Source organism: Aquiflexum balticum DSM 16537, assembly GCF_900176595.1.
Taxonomy (GTDB): Bacteria; Bacteroidota; Bacteroidia; order Cytophagales; family Cyclobacteriaceae; genus Aquiflexum; species Aquiflexum balticum.
Window position 1 is genome coordinate 2,904,095 of record NZ_LT838813.1, and the last position, 13,202, is coordinate 2,917,296.

At 40.3% G+C, this 13,202-nt stretch carries 11 protein-coding genes; 7 read left to right on the plus strand and 4 right to left on the minus strand.

Annotated features, from left to right (window positions below):
• Positions 1–124 precede the first annotated feature (124 nt).
• The 4 genes from B9A52_RS12365 (at position 125) to B9A52_RS12380 (ending at position 5,528) form a co-directional block, all read left to right on the plus strand.
• On the plus strand, positions 125–1,879 hold the full coding sequence (locus B9A52_RS12365; protein ID WP_084123498.1) for a PQQ-dependent sugar dehydrogenase: 1,755 nt from the start codon (positions 125–127) through the stop codon (positions 1,877–1,879).
• Positions 1,880–1,973: 94 nt separating this feature from the next.
• Entirely contained in the window at positions 1,974–2,657 is a 684-nt protein-coding gene (locus B9A52_RS12370) for a carbohydrate-binding family 9-like protein (RefSeq protein WP_157370139.1), read from the plus strand.
• A 376-nt stretch (positions 2,658–3,033) separates the two neighbouring features.
• A complete protein-coding gene (locus B9A52_RS12375) occupies positions 3,034–4,254 on the plus strand; it encodes a PLP-dependent transferase (RefSeq protein WP_084123499.1) in 1,221 nt (406 codons plus the stop codon).
• A gap of 20 nt (positions 4,255–4,274) precedes the next feature.
• Positions 4,275–5,528, plus strand: a complete 1,254-nt coding sequence (locus B9A52_RS12380; RefSeq protein WP_084120758.1) for an amidohydrolase/deacetylase family metallohydrolase — start codon at positions 4,275–4,277, stop codon at positions 5,526–5,528.
• Positions 5,529–5,802: 274 nt separating this feature from the next.
• Here the strand turns inward: B9A52_RS12380 and B9A52_RS12385 are convergent, their stop codons facing one another.
• On the minus strand, positions 5,803–6,255 hold the full coding sequence (locus B9A52_RS12385; RefSeq protein ID WP_394334888.1) for a RidA family protein: 453 nt from the start codon (positions 6,253–6,255) through the stop codon (positions 5,803–5,805).
• 315 nt (positions 6,256–6,570) lie between these two features.
• Between B9A52_RS12385 and B9A52_RS12390 the strand changes: the two genes are divergently transcribed.
• Positions 6,571–7,638, plus strand: coding sequence for a Gfo/Idh/MocA family protein (locus tag B9A52_RS12390; RefSeq protein ID WP_231955602.1), 1,068 nt, complete (start codon positions 6,571–6,573; stop codon positions 7,636–7,638).
• Between the two features lie 194 nt (positions 7,639–7,832).
• Here B9A52_RS12390 and B9A52_RS12395 read toward each other — a convergent pair whose 3' ends face one another.
• On the minus strand, positions 7,833–8,303 hold the full coding sequence (locus B9A52_RS12395) for a GNAT family N-acetyltransferase (RefSeq protein WP_084120761.1): 471 nt from the start codon (positions 8,301–8,303) through the stop codon (positions 7,833–7,835).
• Positions 8,304–8,465: 162 nt separating this feature from the next.
• Here B9A52_RS12395 and B9A52_RS12400 point away from each other — a divergent pair, with 162 nt between their 5' ends.
• The gene (locus B9A52_RS12400; RefSeq protein WP_084123500.1) at positions 8,466–9,617 is read left to right on the plus strand and encodes an amidohydrolase family protein; all 1,152 of its coding nucleotides are present in this window, start codon (positions 8,466–8,468) and stop codon (positions 9,615–9,617) included.
• A gap of 165 nt (positions 9,618–9,782) precedes the next feature.
• On the opposite strand, the gene B9A52_RS12405 is transcribed toward B9A52_RS12400, so the two are convergent.
• Both B9A52_RS12405 and B9A52_RS25520 read right to left on the minus strand, forming a co-directional pair.
• Positions 9,783–11,183 carry an MBL fold metallo-hydrolase RNA specificity domain-containing protein gene (locus tag B9A52_RS12405; RefSeq protein ID WP_084120762.1) on the minus strand — a complete coding sequence of 467 codons (1,401 nt, stop codon included), beginning with the start codon at positions 11,181–11,183 and terminating at the stop codon, positions 9,783–9,785.
• Between the two features lie 76 nt (positions 11,184–11,259).
• Positions 11,260–11,397, minus strand: coding sequence for a hypothetical protein (locus B9A52_RS25520; protein WP_157370140.1), 138 nt, complete (start codon positions 11,395–11,397; stop codon positions 11,260–11,262).
• Between the two features lie 165 nt (positions 11,398–11,562).
• Between B9A52_RS25520 and B9A52_RS12410 the strand changes: the two genes are divergently transcribed.
• Entirely contained in the window at positions 11,563–13,068 is a 1,506-nt protein-coding gene (locus B9A52_RS12410; RefSeq protein WP_084120763.1) for an IS1634 family transposase, read from the plus strand.
• Positions 13,069–13,202: the final 134 nt, after the last annotated feature.

Below are 13,202 nucleotides of genomic sequence, written 5' to 3' on the forward strand. Positions count from 1 at the left end.
ATAGAATTTTTATAAATATCTTATATTTCGAGAAAGTGAATTTTATCAAAATAAAGTTCTGTTCACCCAAAATTTAAAGCAATTCCAAAATCCAAAAAAGTTTATGAAATTGGTGCGTTATAAAATGGATTCAGTAAGTAGTTATTCTTTTTGTTGGATTGGATTTATATTTTTTATTCTCGTTTTTGTTTCCTGTCAACCAAAAGTTAAGCTTCCCAATGGCGATGAAGGTAATGGAGGCCTTTTTTTGCCGGATGGATTTGAAGCAGTTGTGGTTGTGGACAGCATTGGCAGGGCCAGACATTTGGCAGTAAGTGAATTGGGAGACATTTATGTCAAACTTCGGGTTCCTGATAAAGAAGGGCGGGGGATAGTGGGAATCAGAGATACCGATCAGGATGGCAAAGCCGATATGGTGGAATACTTTGGGGGATATCCGGATCAGGGCAATTATGGGACAGGCATGCGCATCTATAATGGTTACCTGTATTTCAGTACTGCAGGAGAGGTGTACAGATACAAAATGGATCCCGATGATTTATTGCCGGTAGGTGAACCCGAATTGATTTTATCGGATGATTATAAAAACGCCGAATATGGGTACGAACATATCGCGAAACCTATCGCGTTTGATGATAAAGGCCATATTTACGTGCCTTTTGGGTCTCCGGGGGATATCTGTCAGGAATTGAACAGAAAGCCTGGCTCGCCCGGAATGAATCCTTGTCCTCAATTGGAATGGCATGGCGGAATCTGGCAATTTGATGCCAACAAGCTTAATCAGACTCAAAAAGATGGGAAAAGATATGCGACGGGAATCAGGTCAGTCGTGGCAATGGACTGGAATGTGGCTGAGAATGAATTGTATGTTGTCCAGCATGGACGCGATGATATGAACAAGTCTTGGCCTGACCTTTTTGGCCCTTGGGAAAGTGCTTTGTTACCTTCAGAGGAATTTTTTAGGGTAGAAGAAGGTACTGATGGTGGCTGGCCCTATTATTACTATGATCATTTGGAAGGGAAAAAGAAACTTAACCCCGAATATGGAGGCGATGGAGTGATTCAGGGAGATGCACATTTGGTGGAACAGCCATTGGTTGGTTTTCCCGGTCATTTTGCTCCCAATGACCTTTTTTTCTATAAAGGGGATCAATTTCCTGAAAGGTATAAAAATGGTGCTTTTGTTGCATTTCACGGATCTACAATCAGGGGTCCTTACCCCCAAGGAGGGTACTTTGTTGCATTTGTGCCATTCGAAAAGGGGAGACCCTCAGGTTCATGGGAAGTTTTTGCGGATGGATTTGCCGGTTTGGATACCATTGTAAATACGGGCGATGCATTGGCCCGTCCGATGGGAATTGCTATGGGGCCTGATGGATCTCTTTATATTTCCGAAAGTGTAAAAGGTAAAATCTGGCGTATCATGTACAAAGGGAATAGATCAGACTTTGGTCAAGAGGCTTTGTCCAAGCTTGAAGAAAGAAAAAACCAAAGAACCAATATTAAAAATCCGGATAAGGAACGCGACAATCTGGAAACCGGACTGATTGAAAGTGGGGCACAGGTTTATAATCTATATTGTGGTACCTGTCATCAGAGAGACGGCCGGGGTGATGGAAACCGATTTCCGCCCATTACCAATTCCAAAGTTGTAAATGGAAGGAACAGACCTTTAATTGAATTGATACTTAATGGTCTTGAAGGAGTTATTTTGGTGGATGGGGTAGCGTACAATGGCGTCATGCCTTCCCATTCTTTTCTCAGCAATGCTGAAATTTCCTCAGTATTGACTTACATCAGGAAAAACTTTGGCAATAATTCACCGAGTATTTCTGCCATAGAAGTAGGAAATGTGAGGAAACAGATAGAAAATCAATGAGATGATGGGTAGAAAAAAGTATGATTTGATTTTGGTGATTTGTTTTTGTTTAATGGTATTGAGCTCAGAAGCTCAACAATTAAAAGATTCAACAATGGTGAATAGAATTACAGAAAAACCGGTTTATCAGGTCAATCGTCTGGAAGGAGAAATTTTGATTGATGGCGTTTGGGATAAGCCAATTTGGGAAAATGTGCCAACAGTGGAAATAACCCACTATATGGGGAACAAACCCCAATTTCTTCCTTCGACATTCGCCAAGCTTTTATATGATGATGAAAACATCTATGGTATTTTCTTGGTAAAAGATAAGTTTGTGCATTGCTTGGTGCAAGAGACCAATGGACATGTCTCAGGCGATTCCTGTGTGGAATTCTTTTTCTCTCCAGATGAGTCAAAACCACTTTTTTACTTCAATCTTGAAATCAATTGTGGTGGAGTTCCTTTGATGCAATATGTAACAGTACCTAGAAAGGAATATGTTTTTCTGGACGAAGCTGAAATCGGAAAAGTGGAAATTGCCCATTCACTTCCTCAAAAGGTTTTTCCTGAAATAGTAGAAGACATTACTTGGACGATTGAATTCAAATTGCCATTTAAAATTCTGAAACAATATGCAGGTATCAGCCATCCTGAATCGGGAGTAAAATGGAAGGCCAATTTTTATAAAACAGCGAGCACTACCCGGAATCCACATTACCTGACTTGGTCACATGTGGACCAACCAAAACCGGATTTTCACCTTCCGAAGTATTTTGGGACTTTGGTTTTCAAGTAATTTTTTTGCTTGACTAAAAGAACTTTCGATTTCATTATTTTTGAATAACATATTCAGAATATAGTATAGGTTTATTTTATACTTATTGTACAAATGGGTGTATAGTATGTGCAATGGTTTGCGGAATATTTTTAAATAATATAGATTTAAAAAATATACTCAACCGGTAATCAGCTTTCTCGTAAGCAGACTCCTTTTTTGCAAAATGGATGCATTTATATCGGAAAGCTTTGAAAGTTGGCAGTTAAAAACACCAATCTTTGAACTGAGAATATCGAACAAACTTTCCCCAGCATATCGGATGAATTATTATATTTCCTTAATCCCCTCCTGATTGTCCAAAAAAATAGATTTCAAATCCAAAAGAAAACAAGATATGATCAATAGAAGAACATTACTGAAAAGACTTTCTGCCCTTCCTTTGGTGGGAACAATCGTTGGAAGTGGCATTCCGGTTCAATCGGTATTGGCCAATTCCCCATCAATTCCGGCAAGAGATCTCATTAAGGAATTGGGTTTGAGGACATTTATCAATGCTGCCGGTACCTATACAGCTATGACAGCATCTCTAATGCCCGAAGAAGTCATGGAAACCATTCAGGCTTCTTCCAAAGAATTCATCATGTTGGATGAAGTTCAGGATAGGGTGGGAGAAAAAATTGCGGCAATATGCCATGCAGAGGCAGCTACAGTTACTGCCGGTTGTTGGTCGGCAATGGTATTGGGCCTTGCAGGAGTATTAACCGGAAAAGACAAAGATAAAATCGCCCAACTTCCAAATCTCAAGGGAATGAAATCTGAGGTCATAGTGCAAAAAAGCCATAATGTGGCCTATGTGCATTCTTTGACCAATACCGGAGTTACATTGGTTCCTGTGGAAACTGTGGAGGAACTTGAAAATGCCATCAATGAAAAAACGGCCATGTTATGGTTTCTTAACTATCAAGCGCCTTATGGGAAAATCCAACATGAAGAATGGGTGGCTTTGGGTAAAAAGCATAATATCCCCACAATGATAGATATGGCGGCGGATGTACCTCCGGTAGAAAATTTATGGAAATTCAATGATATGGGATTCGATTTGGTCTGCATATCCGGAGGAAAGGCGATGAAAGGGCCGCAAAGTGCAGGTATTCTTATGGGTAGAAAAGATATTATTGAAGCAGCTAGGCTTAGTGCCCCGCCTAGAGGAAATACCATCGGCAGAGGGATGAAAGTAAATAAGGAAGAAATCCTTGGCATGTATGTGGCCTTAGAGTTGTACGTGAAAAAAGACCATGAAAAGGAATGGAAATCATGGGAGCAAAAAATTTCCCTTATAGAGCAAATGGCCAAGAAAGTTGATGGAGTGACGACATCAGTATCTGTTCCTCCTATTGCCAATCATACACCTTTTCTGAAAATTGCCTGGGACCCTGCAGTGATAAATCTCAACCGCACCCAAATGCAGGAAAAATTGAGAATGGATAATCCTTCCATAGAAGTAATAAGTAACGGTGACCATGAAATCAGTTGTACTGTTTGGATGCTAAGGCCGAATGAAGAAAAGATTGTAGCCAAAAGAATACAGGAAGAATTGATTGCTGCAAAAGTTTAATACCCCAAAAATTAAAAAAAATGAAGAAGTCAGGATACCTATTGATCTGTTTTTTATGTTTTGCTCCCATCAGTCTGATAGCTCAAAATTACCAAATGGTGATAAAAGGAGGACATGTAATAGATCCCAAAAACAACATTGATGAAATGATGGATGTGGCAATCCAAGATGGTGTGATAGCCAAAATCGCAAAAAATATAGATACAAAAGGAGCAAGTCAAGTGGTGAATGCCAGCGGTTTATTGGTTGTGCCCGGTTTGATAGACATACATGGTCACAATTTTTATGGCACCAGACCCAATAGTTATCTGAGTGACGGACTTACGGCCGTTGACCCGGACAGCTTTACTTTCAGGTCAGGTGTGACGACCATCGTGGATTGTGGTGGGCCAGGTTGGAAAAACATCCATGTATTTAAGGAGAATATCATTGACCATTCCAAAACCAGGGTTTTGGCCTTTATGAATATAGTAGGAGAGGGGATGCGCGGAGGAGCTTACGAACAGGATACTTCTGATATGAATGCAGAACTTACTGCACAAGCGGCGCTGAAATACAAAGAGCATGTGGTAGGCTTTAAAGTGGCACATTATGCCAAAAGAGACTGGATACCAGTGGACAGAGCCGTACAGGCAGGCAATATCACAGACATGCCTGTAATCATCGATTTTGGAGGATCTATGGCCTTTGCGCCATTAAGGCTCAGGGAATTGTTTTTTGAACATCTTCGTCCTGGAGATATTTACACCCACGTATTTGCTGAATTGGGTGGTGCAAGGGAACCTGTGGTAGATTATGAGACACGTCAATTTAAGCCTTTTGTCAGGCAAGCCCAGGAAAGGGGTATCTTATTTGATGTGGGTTATGGAGGTGCAAGTTTTGATTTCAGACAGGCTATTCCTTCCTTAGAGGCAGGATTTTTCCCCAATACCATTAGTACTGACCTGCACAAAGGCAGTATGAATGCAGCCATGAAAGACATGCTAAATGTCATGAGTACGTTTATGGCTATGGGTATGGAAATTCCCCACATCATAGAGGCAAGTACCTGGAATCCTGCTAAAGCAATAAAAAGGCAAGAACTTGGTCACCTTTCAGAAGGTGCAATAGCCGATTTGGCATTGATTGAGGTAAGGCAAGGACAATTTGGTATTTGGGATAAAAACGGATACAAACTGGAATCTGATAAGCGCTTTGAATGTGAAATGACCATCAAAGACGGTGTAATTGTCTATAGTTTAAATGGTCGGAGTGAACCGGTGGTGCTGAGGTGATTTGAACTTGGAAAAAGACTGGAAGTTAGAAGGGAGAGGCTAGAAGCGAGAAACGAGAAACTAGAGCCAAGATGCAAGAGCCAAGAAACGAGAGCCAAGATTCGAGAAGCAAGAGCTGAGAAAAGATAAAGGCAAAGACTTCGGATAACGGGTGTGCTAAGATTCTGTTTTCGGACTGTTGGGTGAGGGGATTGAAAAGCGGATATGAGTCAAAGACTCAGGACCCAGAAATCCGAAGCTACAAGCTTCGGATAACCGGTCGTGATTTTGAATATTAAATGTAGGCAATGCAGTCCATTTCCACTAGAGAATCGCCTGGAACTCCGGCATAAGTGGCTACTGTGGTCCTTACCGGTGGTTTTTTTCCAAACCTTCCTTTATAGACTTCATTCATTCCTTTATAGTCATTCAGGTCATGGAGGTAAACATTAACCTTAAGCACCTTTTCCATGGATGAACCTGCTTTGATCAGTTCCTTTTCCAATTCTTTGAGCACATGGTCGGTATGCGCCTTTATGTCCCCATCAAAATGCGCACCTTTACCGGCAACAAAGATCATATTCCCCAACTTGGTGGAACCTGAAAACAAAGGTATATCCTGATCCTGAACGACATTGAATACTTCTTTTTCAGGGGTGGAATCTGCTTCCGCTTTGGCTACAGCTCCTATTCCTGCAAATCCTGCAATAGTCGCAAGGAGTTTTTTGATGGTATTTCTTCTTTCCATTTTAATTTATGTTAATGTGAGAGTTACTTGAATTTTTAAACCATTGAATATATGGTTTTGAAAACATTATTACAATCCTTATCTGTTGGATGAAAATTTTCTTGAAAAATAACTTCAAAAAAGATTTTTTCAGATTCATAAAGATAGGTTCAAATAATAATAAAATTGATCCACATGGAATGAAGGCTTCACCAAATCCTTTTTAGCTTTAAGGATACTTAACACGGAATTGTGTAATTTTAGATTATACCTTCTTTGGCAACTTATAACCCTTTTGATCCCATGCAAAAAACTATTCTACTAATCTTCGCTTTCGTGTTATTTTTGAATTATTCCTTTGCACAGTCTCAGGAACAGATCCCCGTCCGCATGGCTATGGTAGGTCTGTCACATGGTCATTCGCCTTGGATTTTTAATAGAAAAGATAAAACAGATGTGGATTTGGTTGGAATCTACGAGCCCAATAGGGAATTGTCAGCAAACTATACCAAACGATATGGACTCGATCCAAAACTCTTTTATACCGATTTGGATAAAATGCTGGAGGAAACCAGCCCTGAGGCTGTGTTGGCTTTTGGTTCTATTTTCGACCATTTGGAAGCAGTGGAAAAAGCCGCACCGAGAGGGATTCATGTCATGGTTGAAAAACCTCTAACCTATTCCCTAGAGCAGGCTCTAAAAATGGAAAACTTGGCCAAAAAGCACCAGATCCACCTCCTTACAAATTTTGAAACTTCTTGGTATGCCAGTACTGAAAAAACCTATCAACTTTTTCAGGATACGGATAAATTCGGGGAAATAAGAAAAGCGGTATTTCACCATGGCCACAAAGGGCCAAAGGAAATCGGTGTTGGCAAAGAGTTTTTGGATTGGCTGACCGACCCGATACAAAATGGTGGTGGGGCATTGATAGATTTTGGCTGTTACGGGGCCAATATTATGACTTATTTGATGAAAGGGAGAAGGCCTGTATCTGTTACCGCAGTTACCAACACCTTCAAGCCTGAAATATACCCCAAAGTTGATGATGAGGCTACAATTATCCTGGATTATGGTGATGCCCAGGCGATTATTCAGGCATCGTGGAACTGGCCTTTTGACCGGAAGGATATGGAAGTTTATGGGGAAACCGGTTATGTGATCAGTGAAGACAAGTCCAGAATGAGATTGAAAACTTGGGGTCAGGATGAGGAGAGGATTGAAGTGTCTCCTAAGGATTTAGGAGTTTTTGTCGATCCGTTCACCTATTTTGCCAAGGTAATCAGAGGGGAAATCAAGATGGAAAAACATAGTCTATATTCTTTGAGCAATAATATGATCGTGGTGGAGATATTGGATGCAGCGAGAAAATCTGCTGCAAGCAAGCAAACGGTGTTTTTGTAGAATTTTATTACTAGATAAAGACTTAATATTTAGTAAATCTTTTCTCTTAAATAAAACGGCTCAATCTAAATCCTTATTTCCTGTTTGGAAAATCATGTTTTTATAATTCGAATCAATTCGGTGGAACCACCGTTTTTGCCTGTTTTTTTGCGGGTTAGTATCCTCGCTGGAGGAATAAAATACCAGTTAAAAATTTAAATTTTTTTTTCCAAAACCATCAGATCCCTGCATTGCACTCCATTTTCAAAAATCGGCTTTTCATAATTCTCTATAAAAAAATCAGGGATGATTTCCTGAAGGAGGAACCCCTGAGATAGGTAAAGATGCAAAGGTGCGATACTTGAATTTGCAGTTGCTATTTTGATTGTTTTATAATCCATAGATCGGGCAGTCACTTCGGCATGGCCCAACATCAGTTTGCCCAAACCCTTTCCCTGAAATTTCGGCTTTACTGCGATATTCTTGATTTCAACCTTTTGGTCAGTGATGGGTAGTAGAACATATACACCTATAATTTCCTTCTCTAGTTCAGCTAAAAAAATTCTGGATTTGGGGAGGTACGTATTGATCATTAAAGAAGAAGGATCCGCCAATTCCAACAATTCGAAAGGTGGGCGTTCACCTTTTTTTATGGGGCGGATCAAGATTTCAGTTTTTATGACCATCGGATGTTTTACCAGATTTAAATATTTTGGGTGAAGTCAGGATGGTACAGTAAACTGCAAATATTTGACAGAAGGTGTGGAATTTCAGAATACTTTTCCAATTTTTCGAATGGATTAAACCATCCCTGTTTTAAAATTCAAAAATACATTAAAAAAGAACAAATGAAATTTTCAGGTTTATCACTGCTATTAAAATCAAGTCTATATGCTTTATTCTTTGGCCTTTCTATTTTGATTTCAAATCCGCTGGCTGCTCAGGAAATGAGTTTCGAGGAATACAATCCCCCTTCCACGCTGGTTGTTCCAGAAAATCCTATCAAAAGAGCTAAATTCCCTTTTATTGATGTGCATAGTCACCAATGGAATGTGGCCCAGGAAACGGTGGTCAGACTGGTAAGCGAAATGGATGAGCTCAATATGGCTGTGATGGTCAATCTCAGCGGGAGGGGTTTTTCAAGAGGGGGTGCCAGTGATCTGGACCAGCAGGAGTACATGTTTTCGATGATCAGAAGATTCAATGGAGTGGCTCCCGGAAGATTCATAGTATTTACCAATCTGTCTTTCACTGATTTTGGTTCTGAGGGATGGAGTAAGAAAGCAGTTGCTGCTTTGGAAGAGGATGTGCAAAATGGTGCCAATGGATTGAAAATCTACAAGAGTCTTGGATTTTCTGTCAAAGATATTCATGGGAAAAGAGTTCCTGTCGATCATCCTGATTTAGATCCTGTATGGGCCAAAGCGGGGGAACTCGGTATACCGGTACTTATCCATACAGCAGATCCGGAGCCATTTTGGTCCCCGATGGATGCCAACAATGAAAGATGGCTGGAGTTGAAAATCAATCCGGGAAGAAAAAGAAGTGATACTGATCCGGCTCCCTTTGATCAATTGATAGCCGAACAGCATCACGTCTTTGCAAAGCATCCCCAAACCACATTTATCAATGCACATATGGGCTGGATGGCCAATAACCTGGACAAGGCAGAAGCCCATTTGGAGAAATACCCAAATGTATATTTTGGCATCGGAGCTGTGATAGCCGAATTCGGAAGGCAACCAAGAAGGGCAAAAGCTTTTTTTACAAAATATCAGGACCGCCTGCTTTTTGCCAAAGATGCTTATAACAAAGAGGAGTTTTACACCTATTTCAGGGTGTTGGAAACAGAAGATGAATATTTCCCTTATTACAAGAAATACCATGCATTTTGGAGCATGTATGGATTGGGCCTGTCAGATGAGGTTCTGAAAAAAGTCTATTACAAAAATGCAATCAAGATCATTCCCAATATAGACACAAGCAGATTTCCGGATTAAATTTTCAGTACATTCCTTTTATTGGCCTAATTCATCACATTATATTCAGATGGTTAAAGACTGATCTATTCGATCTCGTCAATTTCCGTCTTCGGTCTTCAAGTTTCCGTCCCGGAAAGCAAAGGGAATAGGTTAACTGACATCTTTGCATATAACCATAACTATTTAAATCCCTTCAAATAACTGAAAGCTCTCCAGATATTCAGGGATAATAGCATTCCATTCTAATTCCTCACTTAATCGATTTGCAAGAGCTTCAGAAGCTTCTTTTTCTCCATGAATAAGAAAGGTCATTTTGGGCTTTGTGGTGAATCCATCGGCCCACTCTACCAATTCGTCCTGGTCTGCATGGGCTGACATCCCTTCAATATAGTAGATCTTTGATTTGACGGGGACATCAATACCGTACATTCTCGCTGTTTTCTCACCTTCCAATAGCCTTCGGCCTCTGGTTCCTTCTGCCTGAAAGCCCACAAAAATAAAACTGTCGTTTTCATTGGGAAGTCTATGGTAAAGGTGGTGTACAATCCGGCCTCCTGTTGCCATACCACTGGCAGAAATAATGATGGCATCACCCCTGACGGCATTGAGAGACATGGAAGATTCCTGACTACGGTAATAATGGAGATTTTTGTGGGAAAACGGATTGCAATCATCTTCTTCCAATGCTGGACAGAGTTTATGGTATTTCCCAAAATTTTTGTACAGTTCAGTTACATTGATGGCCATAGGACTGTCTACATAAATGGGGATATCGGGGATCTTCCCTTTTTGCTGTAAAAGGAATAAATAATACAGGATCAATTGGGTTCTTCCCACAGCAAAAGCCGGTATGACGGCAACTCCGCCATTTCTATAAGTTTCCCGGATTGCGAGCCCAAGTTCTTCCTCAGGTCGGTTTGAAAGTTGTTTGCGGTTGCCATAAGTTGACTCCATCAATAGAATATCAGCAAATGGAATTCTGAGGGGAGGGTTCATGATTGGGTCATGGAATCTGCCCAGATCTCCGGAAAATACAATCTTTTTTTCCTGATACTGTCCCGTTATTTTAATTTTTAAAATGGCCGCCCCCAAAATATGACCTGCATTAAAATAAGTAATTGAAATATTCTCATTGACTTTTTCCACCTGTTCCATCTCGATGGGGTGTAGCTTGGGAAAAACTTTTTCGGCATCTTCTATGGTGTATAAAGGAAGCGGTTTTTCATGTTTGGAATAACCTTTCTTGGTTGCAAAGGCAGCTTCTTCCTCTTGAAGTTTGCCCGAGTCTAACAACAGAATCTTTATCAGTTCCATAGTAGGATAGGTACAGTAAATAGGACCGTTAAATCCTTCTTTGATCAGTTTTGGTAGGTAACCACTGTGATCGATATGGGCATGTGTGATCATGACCATGTCAATTTCTGATGGATGAATAGGGAAACTGTCCCAATTACGAAGTCTCAGTTCTTTTAATCCTTGAAATAAACCACAGTCTATCAGTATTTTCTGATGATCGACTTCCAAAAGATACCTTGAACCTGTTACTGTTTTGGCTCCACCTAAAAATTTCAATTTTACATCCATGATGACTTTGGGTTATAGTTTATATGGATCTACGCTTCTTTGCCAGTAACCCTATATTCTTCTTCAATCGGGACGCCTACCTGTCCGGTAGGGAGGGAAGGCCGAAGTCAGAAGACCCCCGCCTGTCGTTGAGCAGGGATGTATCGGGCATTTCAGTCCTCAGACGAGAATTTACATAGATGTCCAATCTTCCAGCATAATTGCGTACATACATAATAGTTTATTTAAAAATACAATAAAATATATGAAAACAGGGCACCTTTTTCCTGACTTCCGCAGGTAATTCACAGTAATTTTTTAAGTTATTGATTTTCAATGTTTAAGAATTTTTATATTTTGGTTTTGGGTGTCCCAGAGCATGATTTTATTAAATTAGTCCATGTTTGTTCGCAAAAAGCCAAATAAAAGTGGACTTGTCAGTGTACAGGTAATAGATAAAAGCCAAGGGAAATATAAGGTTCTAAAGACCATTGGCTCAAGTAAAGATACCTTAGAAATTGAGCGTCTGGTTGCCGAAGGCAAAAGTTATGCTCAAAAACAAATGGGGCTTCAGGAGATCGACTTTACCGATCACAGGAGGATATTTACTGATGTGCTGTCTTCAATCAGTTCGCATAAGCTTGTGGGCATACAGTATGTTTTGGGGAAGATATTTGATGATATTGGTTTTACTCAGATCAATGAGGAGCTTTTCAAAGATCTTGTGTTATACCGTCTGGTTTACCCTAAAAGCAAGCTTAAAACAACAGAATATCTTTACCGTTACGAACAGAAGTCTTACTCCGAAGACGACATTTACCGCTTTATGGATAGGCTGCATTCCAGGTATAAGGATCTGGTCCAAAAGATCAGCTTTGAACATACCCTGCAAGTTTTGGACGGTGGCATCCACGCGGTTTTTTATGATGTTACAACCATCTACTTTGAAATAGAAAAAGAGGATGATATCAGAAAGCCCGGGTTTTCAAAAGACGGGAAGCACAAACATCCCCAGATTGTACTGGGTTTGCTGGTGAGCAAAGACGCATATCCATTGGCTTATGATATTTTTGAGGGAAACAAATACGAGGGGGATACATTCCTTCCCATTCTGGAGGGCTTCCGCATGAAATACAATTTTGAAAAGCTCACAGTTGTTGCAGATGCAGGCCTTCTTTCAAACAAAAATGTGCAGGAACTTGTCGAAAAAGGCTACGAGTTTATTTTGGGAGCAAGGATTAAAAATGAAAAAGAATCTGTCAAAAAAGAAATCCTGGGGCTTGACTTCGAAAAAGACCAGAGCAGGGCAATTAAGAAAGAAGGTATGACCTTGGTCGTTACCTATTCGCAAGACCGGGCAAAAAAGGATCGGTACAATAGGGAAAGAGGTGTCAAAAGGCTAGAAATGCAGTTGAAATCGGGGAAACTTACCAAGTCGAGTATCAATAACAAAGGCTACAACAAATTTCTTAGAATGGAAGGTGAAGTGGCGTTGGCACTTGACCAGGAAAAAGTGGATATGGACGCAAAATGGGATGGGCTCAAGGGATACTTGACCAACTCAACTATGACCAAAGAGGAAGTTCTGGAAAACTACCGCCACCTTTGGCAGATAGAGAAAGCATTCCGGGTTGCAAAAAACGAATTGAAAATAAGGCCTGTTTTCCACCATAAAAGGGAAAGAATAGAGGCCCATATATGCCTGAATTTTACGGCATACAAAGTGTACAAAGAACTTGACAGGATACTCAAATCCAAAAAGGCCGGATTAAGCCCCGAAAATGTAATCGAGATCATACAGAACATCCATGAAATAGGTTTGGTCACCCCAAACAAGGAAGTCATCAAGAAAACAATAATCCTTACCGAAGAACAGAAATCAGTACAAGAAATATTCGGATTTTAATCAGGGTGTCCCAGTGCGGAAGTCAGGAGGGATGTATCGGGCATTTCAGTCCTCAGACGAGAATTAACATAGATGTCCAATCTTCCAGCATAATTGCGTACATACATAATAGTTTATTTAAAAATACAATAAAA